At 74.4% G+C, this 24,835-nt stretch carries 18 protein-coding genes and 1 tRNA gene; 6 read left to right on the plus strand and 13 right to left on the minus strand.

All coding sequences use genetic code 11. From position 1 onward, the window contains the following. Positions 1-7 precede the first annotated feature (7 nt). The 7 genes from I601_RS01740 to I601_RS01770 form a co-directional block, all read right to left on the minus strand. Positions 8-796, minus strand: coding sequence for a 3'(2'),5'-bisphosphate nucleotidase CysQ (locus I601_RS01740; protein ID WP_068105627.1), 789 nt, complete (start codon positions 794-796; stop codon positions 8-10). Between the two features lie 19 nt (positions 797-815). Next, positions 816-1,424, minus strand: a complete 609-nt coding sequence (pth, locus tag I601_RS01745) for an aminoacyl-tRNA hydrolase (RefSeq protein WP_068114169.1) — start codon at positions 1,422-1,424, stop codon at positions 816-818. Positions 1,425-1,507: 83 nt separating this feature from the next. Continuing rightward, a complete protein-coding gene (locus I601_RS01750; protein ID WP_068105630.1) occupies positions 1,508-2,173 on the minus strand; it encodes a 50S ribosomal protein L25/general stress protein Ctc in 666 nt (221 codons plus the stop codon). Between the two features lie 191 nt (positions 2,174-2,364). Continuing rightward, positions 2,365-3,873, minus strand: coding sequence for an FHA domain-containing protein (locus tag I601_RS01755; protein ID WP_068105633.1), 1,509 nt, complete (start codon positions 3,871-3,873; stop codon positions 2,365-2,367). Positions 3,874-3,879: 6 nt separating this feature from the next. Next, positions 3,880-5,784, minus strand: coding sequence for a serine/threonine-protein kinase (locus I601_RS01760; RefSeq protein ID WP_084527012.1), 1,905 nt, complete (start codon positions 5,782-5,784; stop codon positions 3,880-3,882). A gap of 5 nt (positions 5,785-5,789) precedes the next feature. After that, on the minus strand, positions 5,790-7,088 hold the full coding sequence (locus tag I601_RS01765) for an ABC transporter substrate-binding protein (RefSeq protein ID WP_068105638.1): 1,299 nt from the start codon (positions 7,086-7,088) through the stop codon (positions 5,790-5,792). 2 nt (positions 7,089-7,090) lie between these two features. Then, positions 7,091-9,916, minus strand: coding sequence for a hypothetical protein (locus tag I601_RS01770; protein ID WP_068105641.1), 2,826 nt, complete (start codon positions 9,914-9,916; stop codon positions 7,091-7,093). A gap of 162 nt (positions 9,917-10,078) precedes the next feature. Between I601_RS01770 and pepN the strand changes: the two genes are divergently transcribed. Next, entirely contained in the window at positions 10,079-12,499 is a 2,421-nt protein-coding gene (gene pepN, locus I601_RS01775) for an aminopeptidase N (RefSeq protein ID WP_068105644.1), read from the plus strand. A 19-nt stretch (positions 12,500-12,518) separates the two neighbouring features. On the opposite strand, the gene I601_RS01780 is transcribed toward pepN, so the two are convergent. Together I601_RS01780 and glmU are read right to left on the minus strand one after the other, a co-directional pair. After that, on the minus strand, positions 12,519-13,499 hold the full coding sequence (locus tag I601_RS01780) for a ribose-phosphate diphosphokinase (RefSeq protein WP_068105645.1): 981 nt from the start codon (positions 13,497-13,499) through the stop codon (positions 12,519-12,521). Positions 13,500-13,647: 148 nt separating this feature from the next. Beyond that, positions 13,648-15,090 (minus strand): bifunctional UDP-N-acetylglucosamine diphosphorylase/glucosamine-1-phosphate N-acetyltransferase GlmU, encoded by a 1,443-nt coding sequence (gene glmU, locus I601_RS01785; protein WP_269465742.1) that lies wholly within the window; start codon positions 15,088-15,090, stop codon positions 13,648-13,650. A 248-nt stretch (positions 15,091-15,338) separates the two neighbouring features. Between glmU and I601_RS01790 the strand changes: the two genes are divergently transcribed. Next, positions 15,339-15,728 carry a PaaI family thioesterase gene (locus I601_RS01790; RefSeq protein ID WP_157519828.1) on the plus strand — a complete coding sequence of 130 codons (390 nt, stop codon included), beginning with the start codon at positions 15,339-15,341 and terminating at the stop codon, positions 15,726-15,728. Between the two features lie 26 nt (positions 15,729-15,754). Here the strand turns inward: I601_RS01790 and I601_RS01795 are convergent. After that, positions 15,755-15,833 (minus strand) — tRNA-Gln (locus tag I601_RS01795). A 391-nt stretch (positions 15,834-16,224) separates the two neighbouring features. Further along, on the minus strand, positions 16,225-16,947 hold the full coding sequence (locus I601_RS01800) for a hypothetical protein (RefSeq protein WP_157519830.1): 723 nt from the start codon (positions 16,945-16,947) through the stop codon (positions 16,225-16,227). Positions 16,948-16,989: 42 nt separating this feature from the next. On the opposite strand from I601_RS01800, the gene I601_RS01805 reads away from it, so the two are divergent. From I601_RS01805 to I601_RS01820, 4 genes are read left to right on the plus strand one after another with little or no spacing between them, the layout of a single operon-like run. Beyond that, positions 16,990-18,111, plus strand: a complete 1,122-nt coding sequence (locus tag I601_RS01805; protein ID WP_068105655.1) for an ATP-dependent DNA ligase — start codon at positions 16,990-16,992, stop codon at positions 18,109-18,111. Between the two features lie 31 nt (positions 18,112-18,142). Next, positions 18,143-18,697 carry a hypothetical protein gene (locus I601_RS01810; RefSeq protein WP_068105658.1) on the plus strand — a complete coding sequence of 185 codons (555 nt, stop codon included), beginning with the start codon at positions 18,143-18,145 and terminating at the stop codon, positions 18,695-18,697. A gap of 7 nt (positions 18,698-18,704) precedes the next feature. After that, the gene (locus I601_RS21040; protein WP_068105662.1) at positions 18,705-19,664 is read left to right on the plus strand and encodes a hypothetical protein; all 960 of its coding nucleotides are present in this window, start codon (positions 18,705-18,707) and stop codon (positions 19,662-19,664) included. Beyond that, positions 19,661-22,363, plus strand: a complete 2,703-nt coding sequence (locus I601_RS01820; RefSeq protein WP_068105665.1) for a stealth conserved region 3 domain-containing protein — start codon at positions 19,661-19,663, stop codon at positions 22,361-22,363. Before I601_RS21040 ends, I601_RS01820 begins: the two co-directional genes overlap by 4 nt. On the opposite strand, the gene I601_RS01825 is transcribed toward I601_RS01820, so the two are convergent. Both I601_RS01825 and I601_RS01830 read right to left on the minus strand, forming a co-directional pair. Further along, positions 22,351-23,370 carry a sulfotransferase family protein gene (locus tag I601_RS01825; RefSeq protein WP_157519832.1) on the minus strand — a complete coding sequence of 340 codons (1,020 nt, stop codon included), beginning with the start codon at positions 23,368-23,370 and terminating at the stop codon, positions 22,351-22,353. The genes I601_RS01820 and I601_RS01825 overlap by 13 nt on opposite strands. Before the next feature lie 285 nt (positions 23,371-23,655). Continuing rightward, complete coding sequence (locus tag I601_RS01830; RefSeq protein ID WP_068105671.1) at positions 23,656-24,741, minus strand: DNA polymerase domain-containing protein; 1,086 nt, start codon at positions 24,739-24,741, stop codon at positions 23,656-23,658. Between the last annotated feature and the right edge of the window lie 94 nt (positions 24,742-24,835).

Here is a 24,835-nt window from a genome sequence, read left to right on the forward strand (position 1 = left end):
GAGCCGGTCAGTCGGTGCCGTGCGCGGCGATGAAGGCCAGGATCTGCTCGCTGAGCTCGGGGCGGCACACCACGAGGTCGGGCAGGTAGACGTCGTCCTGGTTGTAGACGAGCTCGCTGCCGTCGACGCGCGAGGTGAACAGGCCTGCGGCCCGGGCCACGGCGACGGGGGCGGCGGAGTCCCACTCGTACTGACCACCGGCGTGCACGTAGGCGTCGGCGACGTCGCGCACGACCGCCATCATCTTCACGCCCGCAGAGCCCATCGGCACCAGCTCGGCGCCGATCTCCTCGGCCAGCGCCTGCACGAAGGCCGGCGGCCGGCTGCGCGAGACCGCGATGCGGGGGGCCTGCGAGGTGCGGGGCGGCACCACCGGCGGCTGCCCGGTGTTGAACGTCTCGCCGAGCTCGGGCTGCCCCACGGCACCGGCGACCAGGGTGCCGCCCTGCCACAGCGCGACGTGCACGGCCCAGTCGTCGCGCGGCGGCTCGGAGAACTCGCGGGTGCCGTCGAGCGGGTCGATGATCCACACCCGCGCCGCCTCGAGGCGGGCCTTGTCGTCCTTGCCCTCCTCGGAGAGCACCGCGTCGTCGGGCCGGTGCTGGGCGAGCAGGTCCATCAGCAGCTCGTGGGCGGCGGCGTCGCCGGCGTCCTTGAGCTCCTTGCCCTCGAGGCCCTCGGCGCGGACCTCCAGCAGGCGACGACCTGCGGTCTCGGCCAGCCAGGTGGCCAGCACGTGGTCGTCAGCGGTGTCGCCGACGGCGGCGGGGGGCGGGGTTCCGGGCTCGACAGTCACGGGCTGAGAGTAGCCGCGATCAGGAGTTGAACCGCTGCTGGGTCTTCTCCAGGCCCTCGGCGACCAAGCACTCGACGGCGTCGGCCGCGGTGTCGACGACGAAGGGCAGCACCTTGCGCTCGGGCGCGGAGTAGTCCGAGAGCACGAAGTCGGCGACGTCCTGGCGACCGGGCGGTCGACCGATGCCGACCCGCACCCGGTGGAAGTCACCGGTGCCCAGCGAGGAGCGCATCGACTTCAGCCCGTTGTGGCCGTTGTCGCCGCCACCGAGCTTGATGCGCATCGTGTCGAAGCCGATGTCGAGCTCGTCGTGGATCGCCACGACCCGCTCGGGCGGGACCTTGTAGAAGCTCGCCAGCGCCTTGACCGGCCCGCCGAGCTCGTTCATGTACGAGCGCGGGCGCGCCAGCACGATCCTCGGGCCGCCGGTGCCCGGAGCGCCCACGCGACCCTCGACCACGTCGGCGCGCCCGGTCTTGTGGGCGCGGAAGCGGGCACCGAGGCGGGACGCGAGCTCGTCGGCGACGAGGTAGCCGATGTTGTGCCGGTGCCCGGCGTACGTCGGGCCCGGGTTCCCCAGGCCGACGACCAACCAGACGGGGCTGCTGCCGTCGTGGCTCTCGGACATGGTGGTTCCCGGGCCCTTCTCGTACGTCGTGCGGATGCGGGCGTCGCCCCGGACGCGCGAGAGCGCCCGGGCGACGACCCGGATCACTCCTCGGAGTCGCCGGCCTCGGCGGGCGCGTCGCCCTCGGCGGCCTCGGTCTCGGACTCGTCGTGCTCGATGCCGGCCTCGGTCTCGGCCTCCTCCAGCTCGGCGTCGAGGGACGCCTGGCTCTGCTGCTGGGTGACGTTGACGATGAGGGTGTCGGGCTCCGTGAGGAGCTCGGAGCCCTTCGGCAGGACGAGGTCGGAGGCGTGCACCAGGGTGCCGTACTCGGCGCCCTCGACGCTGACCTCGATGAACTCGGGGATGTGGGTGGCCTCGGCCTCGATGGACACGACCGGGCTGTCGAGGACCACGAGGGTCTCGTGGTCGGCCTCGCCGACGACGTGCACGGGGACGTCGACGATGACCTTCTCGCCGCGACGCACGGCCACGAAGTCGACGTGCTCGATGTGGCGCTTGATCGGGTCGATCTGGACCTGCTTGGTCAGCGCGAGGTGGCTGTCGCCCTCGACGTCGATGTCCAGGAGCGCGTTGGCGCCACCGTGCTTGAGCGCCAGCATGATCTGGTGGCCCGGCAGGATGATGTGGGTCGGCGCGTTGCCGTGGCCGTAGATGACGGCGGGCACCTTGTCGGCGCGGCGGATGCGGCGCGCCGCACCCTTGCCGAACTCGGTGCGGGTCTCAGCGGCGATCTTCTCGGCAGCCATGTCTCTCGTCTCCTCATGCTTCTACAGCGTGTCTGCAGGTCGGTGTGTCACGCGCGGCAGGGCCCGGACGCTCGAAGCGCCGCGCCCGTCGGGATCACGACACAGCGCGGCGCGAGGTCTCGCAGCCGACCGCGTCGATCACGGAGCGGCCGCAGGGCGGCCGGCTCCCTCGCCGAGGCAACCGGTCCATCCTAGACGCGGCTGCTCGACGGCGGCGAATCCGGCAGGCCGGTCCACCGCAGCGGTTGCACGCGCAGCGCGCCGTCAGGAGGTCCGGCGGGCGGTCCGGCGGTCGGGTCCGTGGTCGGACCGGGACCGGCCGGCACCAGCGGCGCGAGGCTGCGAGCCACCTGGTCGGACCAGCTGGCGCCGACGCCCTCGAGACGCACCCGGGACCCGCCCTGTCCATCGGTCCGGGTCACGCTCGCGTACGACGGCTGCCCCTCGTCGACCCGGACCACGGCGCCGCACGCGACCGGCAGCGATCGCACGTCCTCGCCGGTGGCGAGCACGACGACACCCGCTGCCGCCGCGCGCCGGACGAGGTCGGCCGGGTCGTCGGGAGAGGTCAGGTCGGCGTAGCCGTGCAGCACCAGGACGCGGTGCGGGCGCTCCCCCGCTGCGGTGAGCAGTCCCGGGGCGTCCCGCAGGTGGGGCAGCCAGCGCAGCCACGACCAGTCGGGGCCGGCCCGCGGGCCGAGCACGGCGACCTCGAGGTCGTCCGGCGCGTGCCGCACGCACAGCTGCAGCATCCACCAGCGCAGCGCGGCGTCGACGGGCTGCTCCGGCCCGGCCAGGCCGAGGACCCCGGGCCGACCGGTCCCGGTGAGCGGCTGCACCACGGGCTGTCCCGTCGCGCCGGTCGTGCCCAGGCGCAGAGCCAGCGCGTCGGGGTCGTCCCGGCGCGCCCACAGGTGCCGGCCGAGGGTGCCGGCGGTGACACCGACCAGGGCGGGGTCGTGCGCCGTGCCCGGCACGGCACCGCGCAGCCGCCGCGCCGGGCGACGCGGCCAGCGTCCCGGGCGTGGCTCGGCATCGCGGGGGGCCGGGTCGGGGCGGCGCCAGGTCACGCGGCCGTCGACGGGACGCACCACCGCGGTGGCGGCCGCCGGGCGCAGCTCGACGAGCGAGTCCCCGATCGCGAGCACCTGACCCGGCGACCACGACCGCGACTTGTGCGGCGGGCACGGCTCCCCGTCCAGGCGGGTCCCGTTGCTCGAACCGAGGTCGGTGACCGCGACCGACACCGGGGTGACCACGACCCGGCAGTGCCGGCGCGACAGCGAGTGGTCGTGCCACGACCTGGCCCCGCTGCGGCCCAGCTCGTGCACCCCCATCGGCAGGACCAGCACGACTCCGGAGTCCGGCCCGCTCACGACGTGCAGCTCCAGGGGCTCCCGGTCGGGTTGCGGCTGCATGATCGGGGCGGGCGGGACCGCGGGGGCGACCCCGTGCTCGCCGAGCACCACCCGGCTCCCCTCGAGGAGGCCCAGGTCGGCGATGGTGGCGACGGGCTCCCAGGTGTCGACGGGCGCCCCGGCGACCGGCCGCAGGGGGTGGTCGAGGAGCAGCGGGCCGAGCGGCACCCGGGCCAGGCGTCGCAGCGCCGCCTCGAGCTCGACCGCCGGGGTCGTGGGAGCGGCCTCGAGCAGGACGTCGATGCTGGTGCCGCCGACCACGAGGCTGAGCCTGAGCCGCACGCCGGCTCAGCCCCCGGCGCCCAGGATGGCCAGCGACGCGGGCTCGAGCCGGGTGAAGTCCCCGACCTGGGCGGTCACCGTGCAGTCGGGGTCGGGGTAGCGCGCCACGACGCGCAGGCCGTCGGCGGAGACCGCCAGTGCGTCGCAGCCCTGCAACCGGACGCCGTCGAACCCGCCGGCGACCGCGCTCAGGACGCTCGTGGGCCGGCCGCTCGCGCTGGAGTCGAAGAGCGGTCGGAGACGGTCGGGGCCGTTGCCCCAGTCGGGCAGCAGGCGCACGACGACCTGCGTCGGGGTGCTCGAGCGCTTGCGGACCACGGCGGGCACGTCGACGACGATGTCCTGGAGCCGCTGGACCGGGTAGCCGTCACCGTCGCGCTGTGCCTGGAGCGCGGAGCCGGCCGTGTCGGCGGACTCGGTCAGCCAGGCATCGAGCGCGACCCCGGCATCGGTCCCGAGGTCCATCTCGAAGCGCGCCTCGACGCGCACCTCGCCGTCGGCGGGCACCTGCCCGGGGTCCACCGCGAACCCGCACGCGACGGCGATCCCGCTGACCTGGGGCACGTTGGCCGTCACGGTGGCGCCGGTCCAGGAGGGCGAGGGGCACTCGCCGCCCTGGCCGGGCAGCACCTCGAGGAACGGCCCCCCGAGCGGGGCGTCGCGCGCGCTGTAGCGCAGCGAGAGGGTGAGCACCTCCTCGGCGGGGTCGTAGTCGGCCGAGCGCTCCACCAGGAGTCCGGTCGGCAGGGGCGGGTCGGTGAGCGAGCTCTGCGCCGGCGATCCGACCTCGACGTCGTCCTCCGGCTCGCTGCCGGTGGCCACGACCACGCCGGCCACGACCGCCAGCAGCGCGAGGCCCGCGACGCCGGCCGCAGCCAGCAGGCGACGCCGGGATGGGCGATCGGCGACGGGTGCGTGCCGGCCGGGTGCGCTCGAGGTGTCCTCTCCCGCGTGCAGGAACGTGCGTCCCACGTCGACCTGGGCGTTGTCGAGCTCGACCTGGACGGGTCCCGAGCGCACCACGGTGCCCTGGACCAGGTCCCAGTCGTCGGGGGCGGGCTGCACGGGCAGGGCGGGGGCGTCGAGGACCTCGGCGGGCAGCTCCCGGAGCGCCGACGCGGTGCCGGCGGCGCTCAGCCGGGTGGTGGGATCCTTGGCGAGCATCGTCTCGAGGACCTGCCACAGCGCGGCCGGCACCGGGAGCCGCGGCGGTTGCACGGAGGCGTGGCGGAAGCCGACGGTGTGGGCGGTGCCGGCCCCCGAGAACGGGGTGCGTCCGCCGAGCAGCTCGTAGAGGAGCACGCCGGTGGCGTAGACGTCCGAGGCAGCGCTGAAGCGGCCGTGGACGAACAGCTCGGGCGGCATGTAGCCGGGTGTGCCCAGCAGACCGGTCGCCTGGACGGTGCGCTCCTGGGCCAGCCGAGCGATGCCGAAGTCGGTCAGCAGCACCCGGTCGGCGTACGACGTGGAGCCGGTGCCGCGCAGCAGGACGTTGTCGGGCTTGATGTCGCGGTGCAGACAGCTCTGCTCGTGCGCGGCGGCGAGGGCGTCGAGGACCGCACAGGTGGTCTCGACCGCGTCGCGGGGCGCGAGCGTGCCGACCTCGCGCAGGTGGCGACGCAGGTCGGTGCCCTCGACGAGGTCCATCACGATCGCCAGCGCCTCGCCCTCGACGACGAGGTCGTGGACGCGCACGATCGCGTCGTGGCGCAGCGACATCAGGATGGAGCGCTCCTGGACGAAGCGGCCCACGATCTGCTGGTCGCTGGCCAGCTCGCGGCGCAGCAGCTTGGCCGCGACCCACCGCTCACCGGTGCGGTCCCAGGTGCGCCACACCTCGCCCATGGCGCCCTCGCCGAGCCGGTCCACCAGCTCGTAGCGACTCCCCAGCGCCCGCCGCTCGCCCGTCACGGGGGTCAGCCTGTCGGGTCGACGGCGAACCAGTACAACCGGGGCTCCCCGCCGCTGGCCGCGGGCCGGACGCCCGGGTCCTGCCCGGTGGCCCGCAGCGCGACCACGCTGTCGCCGGGCAGGGCCTGGTCGCTGCCGAAGTCGAGGCCCGGGCCGGCCAGGCCGTGGCGCCCGTCGACCTGCAGGCCGCTGAGGGCCGAGAGCACGTCGCCCGGCTCGAGGGAACCCGCCGCCTCCGCGGCCGCGGCCAGCGCCAGCACGGCGTCGTGGCTGGCAGTGTCGGCGGCAGCGGCCACGTCGCGGAACGGGGCGGCGGCGAACAGGTCGGTCAGGTCGGGGTCACCGGCGGCCAGGCGCAGCGCCGCGAAGTAGGCCGACACGCTCTCGGCGCGCTCGCTCGGAGCGAGCGTGGTCGCGTCACCGGCGTCGGTGCCGGCGCTCAGGAATGCGCCTGCGGTCGTGGCCGAGGCCTCGTCGAGCCCGGCCGCGAAGGCGGGGCTCAGCGCCTCCGGCGAGAGCACCACCGGCACGTCGGGAGCGGCGCCCTGCAGGGCGGCCACCACGCGCGCCTGGGTGCTCGCCGCGGCGGCCACCAGCACGCTGTCGACCCGGCCCTCGTCGAAGGCCGCCCCGACCCGCTCGACGGTCGCGTCGAGGTCGCCGCCGACGGGCCCGGCGTCGGCCGAGCCCACCCCGTCGACGCGGACGTCGTCGGCGCTGAGCACGTAGGGCCGGCTCAGCCCGTCGACGCGCATCCCGGCCAGCAGGGCCCTGTCGATCGAGGCGGCGTCCGGGCCGGTGGCGAACGCACCCACCGGGAGGTCGCCGCTGCGGTCGTAGGGCAGCAGCACCGGGGTGCCGGCCTCGGTCGCACGCACCAGCGCGTCGTCGAGGTGGTCACCGCGCGTGGCGGCCACGATCCCGGAGACGCCGGCGTCGACCAGCTCCTCGACCGCCGCCTCGGCGCCCTGGGAGGTGCCCTGGTCGTCGACGACCTCGAGCTCCACGTCCGCACCGCCCAGCCGCAGCCGGTACGCCGCCACCGCGGCGCCCTCGGCCGCGCCCACGAGGTCCTGGCCCTGACCGGGGTCGGAGCGCAGGGTCACCAGCAGACCCACCCGCAGCGGCTCGTCCTCGGTCAGCCCGGCCGCCCCCGACAGCGCGACCGAGGCCGGGGCCCCGGGTGCGGGCGCAGCGGCGCCGGCCGGGTCGGCATCGTCGCCGGTGGAGCCCGAGCAGGCGCCGAGGGCGAGCGCGAGGCTCAGACCCGACGCTGCTGCGACCCCGACGACGCGTGGGCGCACGCTCAGCCCTGACCGAGGTGGAAGGAGAAGACGGTCAGCAGGGTGTCGTCCTCGTCGACGCCGTCGGCGAAGACGCGGAACTCCTGCTGGCGCTCCAGCGAGCGGATGGTCTGCGCCTGCTGCAGGAACACCTCGTCGAGGGCCTTGCCGCGCACCGACCCGAAGGCCGAGGCCCGCGCGTTGGCCAGCTGCACCGAGTCGTTGGCGACCCCCGTCTGCCCGGCCCCGGTCGCGAGCGAGCCGAGGATGCCCGTGCCCCCGCTCTCGCGGGTGCCGAGGTCGACCAGCACGCGCTGCAGGTCCGCACGCAGGCGGGCCTCGGACTCGTCGAGGTCACCGTTGGCGGCCTGGATGTTGGAGCCGATGACGCGCAGGGCGTCGCCGACCGCCCCGCCCAGGCGGGACTCGGCCTGGCGGACCTGGCGGTCCAGGCCGGCGCGCTGCTTCTCGATGCGTCGACCGCCCTGGTCGAGGATGCGCTCGGCGGCCCGGTCGGCGCCCTGGCTCAGGGTGCCGAACAGCTCGTCGATGCGCTTGTCGGCCTTGGAGCGGGCGCCGTCGGTGGCGCCGATGCTGCGGCCGATCTCGTCGCCGGTCGCACCGAGCGCCTTGCGGGCCTCGGAGAAGGCCTTGTCGATCTCCTTCTCCAGGCCGTCCTGGTTGCAGGACACCCGCTGGTAGGCGAAGCGCAGCGCGTCGACCGCACCGACCGGGTCACGGTCGGTGATGTCCTCGCAGCTCGGCGGCTCAGCGGTGGCCCCCAGCGCGGCGACGCGGGCGATGATGCTGCGCAGGTCGGCGACGCCCACGGTCTCGTCGACGGCCGCGACGACCTCGGCGAGCGCGGTGTCGACCGAGCCGCGCAGCGTGGCCAGGGCCCGGGCCACCGAGCCGTCACCCTCGACCGCGGAGGTCTGCTGGACGCCGAGCAGGGCGGTGCGGACACCGGCCAGGCGCTGGGACAGCGTCGTACCCCCGGCGCAGCCGGCGGCACTGCGGGCGACGTCGACGCGCGCGACCAGGCCGTCCTGGATCTGCTGGAGGACGTCGGCGGGGATCTGGGAGGTGTCGGTGACGTCGGCCAGCGCCGGGATGGCGCAGACCGCTGCGGTCAGCGCCTGCGCACGAGCGGCGATGCTGTCGGGCGTCTCCGGGGTCCCGATGGCCGCGGCCTGGGTGCCGGCGACGGTGTTGATGCTCGCGAAGGCCGACTGGAGGCCGGTGGCCGAGCCGGGCTGGAGCAACGTCTTGAGGGACTCCAGCGAGCCGACCAGCGAGCCGAGCAGGGAGGCCAGCGGCCGGGTCGGCGCGGTGCCGTCGGCGAAGAGGTCGTTGGCGTCGTCCTCGATGTCGTCGAGCTCCTTCACGACCGTCTCGAGGCTGCTGCCGAGGTCCTTCACGGCGCCGGAGTCGAAGCGGCCGGTCAGGCCCTGGCCGAACTGCACGAGGACCACCGCCTGCTCGTCGAGGCGCTCGCGGGCGGTGGCGAGCACGCAGACCGCGGAGGTCGACGTCTCGTCGCAGTCGACGACCTGCTCGGCCGAGCCGATCTGCTTGACCAGGTCGTCGGCGATGGACTCGCGGCAGGCGCCGCTGGCGTTGGAGAGCGTGGAGAGCCGGCTGCTGACGGCGCTCAGCTGGCCGTAGACGGTGGGTGCGGCCAGGTTGCGACCGAGGTCGACCCGGCAGCCCTCGGCGCCGTCCTGCGGCTTCGGGGGCTTGATCCTGCCGGGGTCGCCGAGGACGTCCTTGACCTCGGTGAGGCTCGAGGACAGCGCCTGCACGGCGTCGTCCTGCACCCCGCCGAGCTGGTCGCCCAGCGAGCCGTCGAGCCGGGTGAGGTCGGTGGACAGGCTGCCGAGCTGCTCGCTGACCCCGGCCGAGGAGCTCTCGAGGTCGGCGATGGTCTGGGCGCCGAGGCGCTCGGAGGAGTCGGAGAGGCGGGTCTCGATGTCGGTGAGCACCGCGCTGGCCTGGGTCAGCACGCTGCTGACGTCGCCGATGACCTCGATGGTGCGGGCCTCGGTGGCGACGGCACCGCCCTTCTCGTCGGAGAAGGCCTCGTCGAGGAGACCGGTCAAGGAGGTGTCGGTGACCAGGCCGGGCTGCACGCCGATGTCGAAGGTCGGCGGCACGAAGTCCTCGGCGTCGAGGACGAGGCGGAAGGTGGCGCTGGGCGCCAGGCGCGGCGGGGCCAGCATCGTGGCCCACTGCACCCGGGAGTCGCCGGCGCCGCTGCGGCTCAGCACCCCGTTGGTGACGTCCTCGTCCTGGCCGGCACCCTCGGTGACCACGCGCGCCAGGCCCTGCTCACCCAGCGTGGCCGAGGCCACGACCGTCAGCGGCACGCCGACCAGGGCGAACTGCGAGCGCTGGACGCCGCCCGCGTCGTAGGTGACCTCCTCGGGCTCCACGGTGGTGTTCTGCACCGTCACGTCGATGACCACGCGGCCGCTGCGCCCGGCGATCTCGGCCAGGTCCGTGCCGGCCTCGTCGCCGAGGCGGTAGGCGGTCTGGATGCGCACCGGCAGCTGCTCGGCCGCCTCGACCGGGTCGTACGTCGCCGCACCGGAGTCGCTGCCCTCCTCGCCGCGGCGCACCGAGGTGGCCTCGACCGAGGTGAGGGTGCCGTCGGTGCCGAGCTGCACGTCGACCGACTGGAGCACCTGCTCCGGGGCCGCCTGTGCGGGGGCGGCGCCCACCGAGAGCAGACCGCCGACCAGCACCACGGCCAGGGAGGCACGAGCCGCCCGTACGGCCCCGGTGCGCCGGGGACGAGCCCGCCGGGGGTGGGCGGAAGGGATCGCGGCGTGGCGCGCGACGGACATGCGGGCTCCTCGAGAGACTCAGGGCGGCCCCGTGCAGGAGCAGGGGGCCGTCCGGCTCCTGCTCGCCCGGACCGTCCGGCAAACCTTTGTCTAGACATCATGGGGCACATCCGGCACTGGCGTCACCTCTTGGTAAAAACTTCTCCCTCCTAGGGTGTGCCCATGTCGCTGACCCTCGCCGAGGCCCGTGCCCGCGCCGCCCACGTCTCCGACGTGGCCTACGAGATCGACCTCGATCTCAGCGACCACGAGGGGGAGACCTTCGGCTCGCGCACCACGGTCACGTTCACCACCACGGAGCCGAGCACCTTCCTGGAGCTCACCGACGCCCGCGACCTGGCCGTGAGCGTCGACGGCCGGCCCGTGGAGGCGGCGTACGACGGACGGCGGGTGGGACTCGTCGACCTGCCGGTCGGCACCCCGGTGCGGGTGCGGGTCGAGGCCCGGGTGCCCTACGTCAGCGACGGCGACGGCATGCACCGGATGACCGACCCCGTGGACGGCGAGACCTACGTGTCGGCCTACCTCTCCCTCGACATCGCCCAGCGGGTCTTCGCCTGCTTCGACCAGCCCGACCTGAAGGCCACGATGGCGGTCGGCGTGAGCGCCGACCCGCGCTGGAGCGTCATCGGCAACGGTCGGGTCGACGCCCTGGAGGGTGGGCGGTGGCGCTTCGCGACGACGCCGCGGCTGTGCCCCTCGCTCTTCGTCGTGTGCGCGGGCCCGTGGCACTCGGTGACCTGGGAGCACGCAGGCCTGCCCTTCGGCTGGCACGCCCGCGCGTCGCTGGCCGCCGAGCTGGACCGTGACGCCGCCGAGCTGCAGCGCACGACCACCGACTGCTTCGACCACTTCGCCACGCTCTTCGACGAGGCCTACCCCTTCGACTCCTACGACCAGCTCTTCGGGCCGGGGCACAACTGGGGCGCGATGGAGACGCCGGGGTGCGTGACCTACCGCGACGAGCTGCTCCCCCGCGGCCGGGTCACCGACGACCAGCGCTCGCGGCGGGCCACGGTCATCGCCCACGAGATGGCGCACATGTGGTTCGGCAACCTGGTCACGATGCGCTGGTGGGAGGACACCTGGCTCAACGAGAGCTTCGCCGACTACATGGGCTACCGGGTCGCCGCCGACGGGGCCGGCTTCCCCGGCACGCTCGTCGTGCACGAGGCCACCCGCAAGCCCGCGGCGTACGTCGCCGACGAGCGCCGTTCGACGCACCCGGTGGCCCCGCTGGCCACCGACGTGCCCGACGTGGACGCGGCGTTCACCAACTTCGACTCGATCTCCTACGCCAAGGGCAGCTCGTGCCTGCGCCAGCTGGTGACCTGGCTGGGCGACGAGGACTTCCTGGCCGGGGTCAACGCGCACCTGACCCGGCACCGCTTCGACAACGCGACCCTCGACGACCTGGTCGGCGCGCTCGACGACGCCTCGCCGCGCGACGTGCGGGGGTGGGCGGAGGTGTGGCTGCGCCGCACCGGCTTCGACACGATCGAGGTCCGGCGCCGCACCGACGACGTGCCGGTGCTGGTGCGTGACGGAGAGCGGCCGCACCGGTTCTCGGTCAGCGCCTTCGACGACCGCGGCGCCCTGGTGGGCACCCGCGTCGTCGACCTGGAGGCCGACCCGGTGCCGCTGCCCGACTGGGTCGGCCTGGCGGTGGTGCCCAACAGCCACGGCGAGAGCTTCGTGCGGCTGCGCCTGGACCCGCACTCCGCCCGGGTGGTCGCCGAGCGTCTCGGGTCGGTGGGTGACGACCTGGTGCGCACCGTGCTGTGGGCGCACGCCTTCGACGAGGTGCGCACCGGGGCGTCGTCGACCTCGGCGTTCCTCGACCTGGTCTCGCGCCACCTGCCCGTCGAACGACACCCGGCACTGGTCGCTGCGGTGCTCGACCGCGCACTCGGGCCGGTGCTGACCCGATCGACGCCGGCCGCCGAGGCCGGGGCCCTGCTCGACCGGGTCGCCCGCGCCTGCGGCGAGGGCCTCGAGGCCACCTCCGACGAGGAGGTCCGCGTCGCGCTCACCCGAGGGCTGGCCGCGACCAGCCGAGACGCCGACCGCCTGCGCGGCTGGCTGGAGGACGGGCGCACCGACCACGGCATCGACCTCGACCCGGGGCTGCGCTGGTCGACGGTGGCGCGGCTCGCCGCCCTCGGAGACCTCGACGAGTCCGCGATCGAGGCCGAGCGGCAGCGCGACCAGTCCTTCGCCGGCGACCTCGGCGCCGCCCGGGCGCTCGCGGCCCGCCCCACCGCCGAGGCCAAGGCGGCGGCCTGGGCCACGATGAGCGCACCCGACGTCTCGAACCGGGTCTTCGAGGCCTGTGCCCACGGCCTCTGGGACCCCGAGCGCGTCGCGCTGTGCACGCCGTACGTCGATGCCTACCTGGCCGACTCCCCCGCGCTGTGCGCGCACCGCGGCCAGGGCTTCTCGCTGGTCGTGGGCCGCAACGCCTTCCCGGCGCTGGCCCTCAGCGACGCGCAGCGCGACCGGCTCGCGAGCGCCCTGGCCTCAGGCGACGTCCCGCCCGTCCTGGCGCGCTTCTGGAACGACCACCTCGACGACCTGACCTGACCCGGCGCCTCGCGGTTCGTCAGGCGTGGCCGTCGAACATCGAGGTCACCGAGCCGTCCTCGAAGACCTCCTTGATCGCCCGCGCCACCAGCGGGGCGATCGAGAGGACCGTGAGCTTGTCGAAGCGGCGGTCCTCCGGGATCGGCAGGGTGTCGGTCACGATGACCTCGACGGCCGGGCTGTTCTTGAGCCGGTCCACGGCGGGGTCGGAGAGGATCGCGTGCGTCGCGGCGATGATCACGCCCGCAGCGCCGTCGGCCACCAGGGCCTCGGCGGCCTTCACGATCGTGCCGCCGGTGTCGATCATGTCGTCGGTCAGCACGCAGATCTTGCCGGCGACCTCACCGACGACCCGGTTCGCGACGGTCTCGTTCGGCCGGTCGGTGCGGCGGGTCTTGTGGATGAACGCCAGCGGTACGCCGCCGAGCTTGGCCGACCAGCGCTCCGCGACCTTGATCCGTCCCGCGTCCGGGGAGACGACGGCCAGCGGCTGGGCGCCGTACTTGGCCTTCACGTAGTCGGTGAGGATCGGCAGCGCCATCAGGTGGTCGACGGGGCCGTCGAAGTAGCCCTGGATCTGGTCGGCGTGCAGGTCGACCGTGATCAGGCGATCGGCGCCGGCGGTCTTGAACAGGTCGGCCATCAGGCGCGCGGAGATGGGCTCGCGGCCGCGGTGCTTCTTGTCCTGGCGGGCGTAGCCGTAGAACGGCATGACCACGGTGATCCGCTTCGCGCTCGCGCGCTTGAGGGCGTCGACCATGATCAGGTGCTCCATGATCCACTCGTTGACCGGAGCGGTGTGGCTCTGCAGCACGAAGGCGTCGCAACCGCGCACCGACTCCTCGAAGCGCACGTAGATCTCGGAGTTGGCGAACTCGTAGGCCGAGGTCGGGACCAGCTCGGTCTCGAGGATCGCGGCGACCTCTTCGGCGAGCACGGGGTGTGCCCGGCCGCTGAAGACCATGAGGTTCTTCTCGGTGGTCTTCTTGTATCCGGTCACGAGCAGCTCCTGAGCGCCAGCGGGGGTGGGGTGCGCGCGACAGTCTGCCCCGCCCCGGGGTCCGGGCGAAACCCGACATCAGCCCCTGGACGCCCCGTGTGACGGAGGTGACGCGGAACCTTTACCCGCAGCCCGGGTTGCGGTGCACTCAGTCGCCGGCGGGCCCCTGGGCCCGGGCGGCCGCCTCGGCCTGCGCGGTGCCCGCGCGACGCTGCTGGGCCCAGTCGGCGATGACCCGCATGGGGCCCGAGCTGACCGCGAGGGCCCCGGGCGGAACGTCCCCGCGCACCACGGTGCCGCCGCCGGTGCTGGCCCCGTCACCGATGGTCACCGGGGCGACGAAGGTGTTGTTGGACCCGGTGCGGGCGTGGCGCCCGACGGTGGTGCGGTGCTTGGCCACGCCGTCGTAGTTGGCGAAGATCGTGCCGGCGCCGATGTTGGCGCCCTCGCCGATCTCGGCGTCGCCGACGTAGGACAGGTGCGGCACCTTCGCGCCGGCGCCGATGTGGGCGTTCTTGGTCTCGACGAAGCCGCCGATCTTGCCGCCCTCGCCGAGCCGGGTGCCGGGACGCAGGTGGGCGAACGGCCCGACGTCGGCACGCTCGCCGACGACCGCCAGCTCGCCGTGGGTGCGCACCAGGCGGGCGCCGGCCCCGATCTCGCAGTCCTTGAGCGTGCAGTCGGGTCCGATGACGGCGTCCTCGCCGACGACGGTGGCGCCGAGCAGCTGGGTGCCCGGCAGCAGCACCACGTCGGCGGCCAGCACGACGTCGGCGTCGATCCAGGTGGTGGCGGGGTCCATCACCGTGACGCCCTCGCGCATCCACCGCTCCACGATGCGGGTGTTGAGCTCGCGGCCGAGCTCGGCGAGCTGGGCGCGGTCGTTGGCGCCCTCGGTCTGGCGCACGTCGTCGATGGGGTGCGCGCCGACGGTCAGGCCGGCCTCGCGGGCCAGCCCGAGGAGGTCGGTGAGGTAGTACTCGCCGTTCGCGTTGTCGTTGCGCAGCCGGGGCAGCGCCTCGTTGAGGAAGGTCGCGTCGAACGCCATGATCCCGGAGTTGATCTCGCGGATGTCGCGCTGGTCGGCGGTGGCGTCCTTCTGCTCGACGATCGCCACGACCTCCCCGTCCTCGTCACGGACCACCCGTCCGTAGCCGAACGGGTCGTCGACGACACCCGACAGCACGCTGACGGCGCGCTGGGCGGCCTCGTGCTCGGCGACGAAGGCGCGCAGGCTCTCACCGGTCAGCAGCGGGGTGTCGCCGTAGGCGACCAGCACCGTGCCGTCGCCGGGGCCGGCGACCTCGACCGCCACACGGACGGCGTGCCCGGTGCCGTTCTGCTCCTCCTGCACCGCCAGCAGCGCCTCGGGGGCCAGCTCGGCGATGTGCGCGCCGACCTGCTCGCGCTGGTGCCCGACGACGGCGACGACCTGCCGCGGCGCACACGCACGCACGGCCACGAGCACGTGCCCGACCATGCTGCGCCCACCGATCGGGTGCAGGACCTTGGCGGTCTTGGACCGCATCCTCGTCCCACCGCCGGCGGCGAGGACGATCACGGTCAGGTCGTGGAGCACGGGGTCGGCCACGGGTTCTCCGGTTTCAGCTGAGGGAAGGAGCGCGTTCACTGTAAAGCCCCCGGGCCGGCCCCGCCCAAGGCCAGGGCGCCTCCGCCTCGGTCGCGACGTGACCGAGCAGCCACGTGGTCGCCGTGGCCGACCGTCGGCACGGTCGTCACCGCCCACCACACCGAGTCGCCCGTCAGGTCGGCACCTCGCAGCGGCGCTCCCACCCCTCGACGGTCCGTCGCGCGCACGCGGTCCCCTACGGTGTGCGCATGACCGCCGTCGGAGACCCCGGACCGTTCTCGGCACACCTCGGGTTCCGGGTCGTGCGGGCCGACGGCGACGGCGCGGTCGTGGAGGCCGACCCCGGCCCCGAGCACCTCAACGGCGGCGGCATCCTGCACGGCGGCTACCTCAGCGCGCTGCTCGACAGTGCCACCGGCTGGGCGGTCCACGCCGCCGGCCCCGAGGGCATGATCGCCCCGCACGTGCAGCTGAACGCCCAGTTCCTCAAGGCCGGGGTGGCCGGGCAGCCGCTGGTGTGCACCGCGACCTGCACGAGCGTGGGCGGTCGCATCTGCACGACCCAGGGCGAGGTCACCCAGGCCGGTCGGGTCATCGCGCGGGCCACCGGCACGCACGCGGTGATCTCGCGCGGGTGACCAGCCGCCACCACGGCGGTCATCGGCTCCCCGGGTAGGAGTCGAACCTACGTCGCTAGTCCTGATTCAAAGTCAGGCGGGCCCTGCCGGCAGACCAACCGGGGATCGTCGGCCCAACCCTAGAGTCCCGGGGGCGCCGGCGGGATCTTCGGGTCAGCCACGGGCGCAGCGCACGGCTTCCCTCAGCGCGGCGGCTAGCGCCACGCCGTCGTCCGTGAGCCCGGTCGTCGACCTTGCCGCGGACGCGCGCCATCACGCCGGTGAACTCCTCTCCGGCCTGGCAGCGCCACGAGCCCGTGGCGTGCTTGCGCGCGTCGTGGATCCGCTGCAGCGACGGCCCGTCGCACAGCAGCCAGGAGCTGTCGGGCAGGTAGAACCGGTGCAGGCGGTCGATCGCGGAGTAGGTGTAGAGGGCGGTCCGATCTCGTCGGTGGGCGTCGAGGCCTCGCGCATGACGAGCCTTTCCGGGCGGCAGGCGATGGCTGCCCCGTCATGCTCAGCGCAGCACGGGATCGATCCACTCGGCGACGCCCTGCGCGTCGTGACCCGTCATCGCGACGTCGACCACGATCTCGTCCGGGGCCGGGCGCCGACGAGCACGGCGCCAGGGCCGCAGGCAGGGCCGCAGCTCAGCGGGTGGGTCCAGCACCAGGAGCACCCGGGTGCCCGACAGGGCACGGACCCTCACGATGCTGCTGCGCGAGCAGCTCGCCGTCCCCCACGTGGACTCGTGCACCACCCACTCCCCCGACAGCCGCAGCGTCTCGTTCCCGCGCCTGCCGGCGAGGACCAGCGCGATGCGCACGAGGAACCATGCACCGACCCCGGCGACGAGCAGGCTGGGCACGAGCCAGTCGTCCCCCGCGCGGAGACCGAGCGCCACGAGCCAGCCGGCCAGCACCACGATCCCGGCGTCCAAGGCGTTCGCGTGCCACCACTCACCGCGCCACGACCGCAGCAGCCAGCCTTCCCGCCCGTCGAGCCGCCGCTGACGCACGGTGGGCAGCTGACGCGTCACGGCCCGGCCCACGGCGAGGGCCGCGGTGAGGACCACGGCATAGACGGTGTACGCCGCGAGGGCCGCCATCGCCGCGTTCTCGCCGGCCAGCTCGACCAGCACTCCCCCGGCCAGCAGTGCGCCCAGCGCCGCGAGGAGCAGGTCGAAGGCCACCGGGCCCCACTTCGCCCGGCCTCGGAACGGCATGGCAGCGGGCGTCACGCGGCGAGCCTATGACGCCGGCACTGCCACTAGGGTCGGCGCATGGACCTGCCCGTGATGCCGCCGGTGCGCCCGATGCTGGCCAAGGCCGTCAAGACCGTGCCCGACCCGGCGAAGCACGGCGGGCTGTCCTTCGAGCCGAAGTGGGACGGGTTCCGCTGCCTGGTCTTCCGTGACGGTGACGAGGTGGAGCTGACCAGCCGCAACACCAAGCCGCTGACCCGCTACTTCCCCGAGCTCGTCGTCGCCGCCCTCGAGCAGCTGCCCGAGCGCTGCGTGCTCGACGGGGAGGTCTTCGTCGCGCTGCCCACGCCCGACGGCGGCCAGCGCCTGGAGTTCGAGGTGCTCCAGGAGCGGATCCACCCGGCCGCCTCGCGGGTCGAGATGCTCTCGCAGAAGACGCCTGCCGGGTTCGTGGCCTTCGACCTGCTGGCCCTCGGTGACGAGTCGTACGTCGACCGGCCCTTCGCGGAGCGCCGCGCCGCACTCGAAGCGGCGCTGGCCCACCTCTCCGGCGGCGACGGCCCCTGCCACCTGACCCGCACCACCACCGACCCGGCCGTGGCCGAGCAGTGGCTCGACGAGTTCGAGGGCGCCGGGCTCGACGGCGTCGTGGCCAAGCCGCTCGGGGCGGCGTACGTCGAGAACGCCCGGACCATGCTGAAGATCAAGCACGAGCGCACCGCCGACGTGGTGCTGGCAGGGATGCGGGAGCACAAGACCTCCACCGCCGAGCGACCGCTGCTGGGCAGCATGCTGCTCGGCCTGTGGACCGACGGCGAGGACGGCCCGGTGCTGCAGCACATCGGGGTCAGCGCCAGCTTCACCGAGACGCGCCGCGCCGAGCTGTGGACCGAGCTCGAGCCGCTCGCCTGCGCCATCGACGAGCACCCGTGGGCGCGCTGGCACGAGGGCGCCATCGCCAACCCCGACCGGGTGCCCGGCACCCAGAGCCGCTGGAGCGCCGGCAAGGACCTCTCCTTCGTGCCGCTGCGCCCCGAGCGCGTGCTCGAGGTCAAGTACGACCACATGGAGGGACGCCGTTTCCGGCACACCGCGCACTTCAAGCGTTGGCGCGAGGACCGCGACCCGGCGAGCTGTGGGTACGACCAGCTCGACGACGTGGTGGGCTACGACCTCGGTCAGGTGCTGGGGTCGGACTAGGCGGGATCGGACTAGGCGGGGTCGGACTAGGATGGACAGCGTGGCTGACTATGACGTCGTACTCCTGATCGAGCAGGCGCTCTCCCCCGCGGATGCCGCGCAGGTGCGCTCCCTGCACACCGAGCTGTCCGACGAGGGCGAGCGGGTGCGCTACCACGTGCTCCTGCCCCTCGAGGACGCCGCGGCCCGGGTCGAGGCGGCGATGGGTTCGCTCTCCGGCGGCGAGATGCTGGCCTCCCCGGCCATGACGATGTCGGAGATCGACCTCGAGGCCGTGCGGCAGGACTGCCGCGAGCGCTCGGAGGCCGAGCTGCACTCCACCTTGGAGCACCTGCGCCACGCCGGGGCCGAGGCCACCGGCCGGATCATCACCGAGCCCCCCGTCGACGCGCTCAGCGCCGAGGTCGCCGCCGTCGACGGACGCGAGGCGATCGTCCTGACCCGCCCCCACGTGGTGGCGGAGTTCTTCCACCTCGACTGGACCTCCCAGGCCCGCCGCAAGCTCGGCGTGCCGGTGCTGCACCTGCTGGAGCACGAGACCTTCGACGAGCAGGCCGGCGGCGGCGAGGGCGTCACCGGGTTGTGACGGCCCGGTGAGGAACAAGCTGGGCCGGCTCCGGTCCGCTGCGACACCGTCCCGTCCGGCCGGACCGGCTCCCGACCCGGCCCCCCAGGAGGAGCCGGGACCCGCGAGCCGGCAGCCGCCGGACGGCGCACTGGCTGTCGACGGCGCCGGCGTCTTCGACGGTGCCACGCTCTGGGCGAGCATCGCCCTCTCCGCACCCGACCAACGTCCGGCCCTGCGCTCGACCCACGACCCGGACCAGGTCGTGACCCTGCCCGCCGACCGGCTGGATACCGACGAGACCGGAGGCGCCCTGGCCGGAGCCGAGCACGCCGTCGCCGTCACCGTCGCCGTGGACTCGGTCGTGGGCCCGGCCGACCTCCCGGCCCGTGACGAGGCCTGGGACCTGGTCGTGCAGACCCCGGAGGGACACCTCCTGCCGGTGTGGGTGCCCGTCGCCGACGGCTCCGGCCGGCTCACGGTGCCGGCCGGTCCCCGCGGCGACACCGTGCTCTCGCTACAGCGCACCGACGCCGGCGGCCTGCGCCTGCGCCGACGCCCCCTGGCACCGGGTGTCCGTGTGGTGGACGTCCGCACCGGCACCCCCACCGACCCCGGCGCCGTGGTCCTCGAGATGGCCGGCGGCGCCGACACCCCTCCGCTCGACTCCCTGCACCTGCTGGACCGCGACGGCGAGACCGTGGCGAGGATCCCGGCGACGCCCACCCCCGCGGGGACCTGGCAGGCGGAGGTCACCGTCCTCGCCCTCGACGCGCTCGCCCCGCTCGAGCCGCAGCCACTCACCCTGGTCGCCACCGCCGGAGACCGCCGGCTGGTCGTGCGACGCGACCGCAACGGCCTGGCCGCACCCGGCAAGGACACCCTGCTGCCGGAGCTCTCGGACGGGGACGACCGGGTGCTGCGCCTGCGCTGGGTCGGTCCGCTCGCCGAGCTCGGTGCCCGCCTGACGACAGGGACCACCGGATGAGGATCACCTGGCTGCTCGACGACGCCGGCCTGCCCGGCGGGCTCGAGGCCTCGGGCCTGGCCGTCGCCGGGGTGCTGGCGCAGCGCCACGACGTCCGGGTGCTGTCCCTGCTGTCGCCGGACCCCACCGGACCCGCGGTGGCCGTGCCCTCCGGCGTGGAGCTGCTCACCCTGCTCGCCCGCACCGCCGACGACCCTGCACCGACCGGCTCGGCGCTGAGCCCCGGGGTCCCCGGCCACGGCGCCGACTCCGACGCCGCCCTCGAGCGTGCGCTGCGTGCCGAGCGCGCCGACGTGGTGGTCACGACGTCGGCGCCGCTCCAGGCCGCCGCGGCCCGGCTGCTGCCGCCCGGCACCGCCCTGGTCCACCACGAGGGCGGGACGTCGTCGAGCCGCGGCCCCTCCGCCGGCCCCCTCATCGACAGCGCCGACCAGGCCGACGCGGTCGTGGTGCTGACCCCCAGCATGGCCGCCTGGATGCGCGAGCAGCGTGCACCCGCCCCCCTCGGGGCGGAGGTCGTGGACATCGCGCTCGCCCTGCCCGCAGGCCACGCGCCGCGGTCGCTGGGCGACGGGCGCCTGGTGGTGACCTCGACCCGGCTCACCCCGGAGGGGCAGGTCCAGAAGCTGGTCCACGCCTTCGCGGACGCGGCCGACCGGCTGCCCGGCTGGCGCCTGCGGGTGTACGGCGAGGGCCGGTTGCGCTGGCAGCTGCTGCGCCAGGCACGCCGCGAGGGTCTCTACGACCGGGTGGAGCTGCCCGGCACCGTGCCCGACATGCGCACCGCGTGGGCCCAGGCCTCGATCGCCGCCTTCACCTCGCGATGGAGCGGCCCCGAGGCACCCTCGGCGCTGCAGCAGGCGATGGCGGCCGGGGTGCCCCCGATCGCCTTCGACGCCCCCGACGGCGCACGGCACTGGGTCGACCACGGCGTCGACGGCCTGCTGACCACCCCGGACACGGTGGCCGGGCTGGCCTCGGCACTGGTCGCCCTCGGCGAGGACGACACCACCCGCCGCCGCCTGGGCGCCGCGGCCGCAGCGACGGCGACCCAGTGGCGACCCGCCGCCGTGGCCGCGCGCTGGGAGGAGCTGCTGCAGCGGGTCGTCGACCGGCGCGGCGGCCGCAGCCGGCTCGACCTGCGCGACCGGGCGAGCGCCGCACCCGACGAGCAGGCGGCCGCGCCGCCTGCGCCGGCCGTCTCCAGCGACATCTCGTCGGTCACGCCCGACGAAGCACGCCGCACCGCGCTCGAGGGTGCGGCGGCCTGCGCCCGGGCGGTCACGGACACCTGGTTCGTGCTGCCCCGCCACGGTGACCCCGCCCCCGTGGTCGTGGTGCCGATGCACGAGCGCGACGCGTTCCTGACCGCGCTGGGCGCCGCGGTGCTGCCCGACTACCTGTGCCTGCTCGATCCCGGCGACCAGGGCTGGCCCGACCGGTTCGGCACCGTGCCCGAGCTGGCCGCCCGCCTGCGGCACGGCCGCACCTCGCGACTGGTCCTGGGCCCCTGGCCGACCGCGGACGGCCGGGCCACCCACCTGTCCACCGGGTGCGCCGTCGAGGTCCAGTTCTGGCCCGAGTCGCCCGACGACGACCTGGTGGCGCCGCGCCCCAACCTCTACGCCTCCCGGTTCTCGCGGACCGAGGTGCGCGACGGCCCGCGCGACACCGAGGTCGACGGGGTCCCGGTGCGCACCTTCCCGATGATGACGACCCCCACGACGACCGAGGTCCGCGGACCCGTGGACGTGGTCTACACCTGGGTCGACGGCGCCGACCCGCAGTGGGACGAGGCGCGCCAGCGACGGCTCGACGAGGCCGACGGCGGTGCGCTGCGGCGCGAGGCCGGCGGCCGCGCCCGGTTCACCTCCCACGACGAGCTGCGCTACTCGATGCGCTCGCTGCACCTCTTCGCGCCCTGGGTACGCCGCATCCACCTCGTCACCGCCGGACAGGCGCCCGCGTGGCTCGACACCTCGCACCCCCGCGTGCAGCTGGTCGACCACCGCGACATCCTGCCCGCGGACGCGCTGCCCACGTTCAACTCGCACGCGATCGAGACCGGGCTGCACCGGGTGCCCGACCTCAGCGAGCAGTTCGTCTACCTCAACGACGACGTGCTGCTCGGGCGACCGGTCGGCCCGGAGACCTTCTTCGGCCCCGGCGGCCAGTTCGCGTCGTTCTTCTCCACGGTCCCGATCGGCCCCAGCGGCACCGGCGACGTGCCGCCGTTCCTCGCGGCGGCCTGGAACAACCGGGCGCTGCTGCACGCCGCCTTCGGCGTCCACATCACCCACACGATGGCGCACTCACCGCACCCGCACCGCCGTTCGGTGCTCGCCGAGGTCGCGGAGCGCTTCGCGACCGAGGTCGAGCGGACCGCGCGGTCGCCGTTCCGGTCCGCGCAGGACGTCTCGCTGCTCAGCTCCCTGGCCCAGCACTACGGGATGCTGACGGGGACGTCCTTCGTGGGTACGGGTTCGCTGGCCTTCGTGAACCTCGGCGGGAGCGACCTGCCTCGGCAGCTGCAGCAGCTGCTCGAGTCCCGCGACACCGACTTCGTCTGCCTGGCCGACGACCACGACCACGCGCTGCGCGCCGGCCAGCTCGAGGAGGTGCTCGGCACCTGGTGCGAGTCCTACTACCCGGTCCGGGCGCCCTGGGAGCTCCCGGCGCAGGTGCCTCAGTCGAGCTGAGCGCGCAGCTCTCGCAGCTCGGCGCGGTGCCGGCGGGTGAGGCGACGCTGGACGCGACGTCGGGCCGTGATCACGGTGGCCTCGGTCTCGTGGAACGCCAGCCCGGCGGCCAGGCTGTGCAGCCGGGCGTAGTCGGCGCGGCAGGCCGCCACCTCCGCGAGGCTCGCCGCGTCCTCCGGGTCGTCGACCAGCCCGGTCACCGCGCTCCACAGTCGCTCGGCGAGCACCCTCAGCTCGTCGAGGACCTCGACGTCGCCCCAGGAGACGCGGGACCGGTTGAGATCGGGGGTCAGGAAGTCATCGACCTCGTGCGCCGACCGGTCGTGCACCGTGGCGGGCAGGTCGAGGCCGGTCTGGGCGCCCACGCGGGCCAGGCAGGAACGCCAGTCGGCGAGCAGGTCGTCGTAGCGGACCCAGGCGCGTCGTACGCCCTGGGTCGCGGCCACGGACTCCAGGGTGTTGTTGACCCACCCGGCGACGTTCGCCGAGGAGCGGCGCAGGCGGACCTCGTCGCTCTCGTCGGAGAGGAACGCGGTGTCGCGTGACCGGGCGACCACCGTCGGGTGGCGCAGGGTGACCAGGAAGACCAGGTCGTGGCCGGTGGCGGCCGCCGCGTCACGCCACAGCCGGGGCACCCAGAAGATCCGGGGGTCCTTGACCAGCAGCCGCTCCGCCGCGCCCTGCTCCTCGAGCCAGGCCACCAGCTCGGCCAGCACGGCGGGGTCGGCTGCGGCCGCTGCGGCCGCGGCGGCCGCCTCCGGCCGGGCGTCGTTGGTCCGGACCGGGACCGAGCCCAGCAGGCGCTCGTGCAGCTCGACGACCCACTGGCTCTCGTAGAAGCCGCGGGGGTTGATCTCCGTGGCCTCGAGCAGCGGGAGCGGGACGTGCCAGCCGAGCCGCTGCAGCGAGCCTGCCAGCGAGCTGGTCCCGCTGCGTCCCGAGCCGGTCACCAGGACCAGCTGACGCCTCGTGCCCGCCCCGTCTTCTCCCTGCACCGCCGTGTCCACGGCCCGGAGCCTACGGGAGCGCGCTTGTTACCGAACGCTGGACCGATTGTGGACCTCGTGTGGACCCATCTGTCTGTCTCCGCTCGTACAGTGGTGCTCACGAGGTCGCCGGGGGGCGACCTCCCCGGTCGCACCGGGGGGAATGCCGCGGTTCTGGGGGGAACGCGGACTCACCCCGGCGCGACCACCGCGTCCGAAGATCCGGGGGGATCTCTCGGACGCAGAGACGGGAGCCCGTCCGGAGCAGCCGAGGCTGCACCGGGCGGGCCCTTCTCGTCCCAGGACTCAGTCGTCCTGCACCCGGTTGCCGTCGGCGTCCCAGTGCTCGGCGACCTTCTTCGAGGGCTGCACCCGTGGCGGCTCGCCAGGCATCTTCGGGTGGTCGGGCGGGTAGGGCATCTCTCCCCCGGGCAGCTCCTCGTACAGGTCGAGCAGCGGCTGGATCGAGAACGCCTCGTCGTCGATGCCGGCCCACGGGTCGCCGTCGGCGAGCCGGTCGGGCACCGAGAAGAGGTGGTGCTCGCGCGGGTCGCGCAGCTCGGCGACCTCGGCCCACGTCAGCGGGGTCGAGACCGGGGCACCGGGCAGCGGCCGCAACGAGTACGCCGAGGCGATGGTGCGGTCCCGGCAGTTCTGGTTGTAGTCGACGAAGATCCGCTCCCCGCGCTCCTCCTTCCACCACGCCGTCGTGACCTGGTCGTCCCGGCGCTCCAGCGCCCGGCCGAACCCGATCGCCGCGTGCCGGACGTCGGTGAACTCCCAGCGCGGCTCGATCCGCACGTAGACGTGCACCCCGCGGTTGCCCGAGGTCTTGGCGTACGCCGTGATGCCGAGCTCGGCGAACAGCTCACGGGCCACACCCGCGACCCGGGCGGCGTCGGTGAACGTGGTGCCCGGCTGCGGGTCGAGGTCGATGCGCAGCTCGTCGGGGTGGTCCACGTCGCCGCGCCGGACCGGCCACGGGTGGAAGGTGAGCGTGCCCATGTGGGCGCACCAGACCGGGACCGCGATCTCCGTCGGGCAGATCTCGTCGGCGGTGCGACCCGAGGGGAAGGTGACGGTCGCGGTCTCGAGGTAGTCGGGCGCGCCCCGGGGCACCCGCTTCTGGTAGAACGCCTCGGCCTTGCTGTCCTGCGGGCCGGTGGCCAGGTGCATGCCCTCGCGCACCCCCGCGGGCCAGCGCTCGAGAGCCGTGGGCCGGTCGCGCAGCGCGCGCATCAGGCCGACGTCGACCGAGGCGACGTACTCGGCGACCATCAGCTTGGTCACCTCGGGGGTGCGCTCCGTCGCCTCGTAGATCACCCGGTCGGGGCTGGAGACCCGCACCGCCCGCCCACCGGCCTGCACCTCGGCCGCGCTCGCCTTCGCCATGGCGCCCAGCCTAGGGCGACGCTCCTCGCTGGCGCTGGTCCCTGCTCGACCTGCAGCGGGCAGATACTGCCTGGCACCCGTGCACCTCGGCGTC

This window comes from Nocardioides dokdonensis FR1436 (assembly GCF_001653335.1).
GTDB lineage: Bacteria > Actinomycetota > Actinomycetes > Propionibacteriales > Nocardioidaceae > Nocardioides > Nocardioides dokdonensis.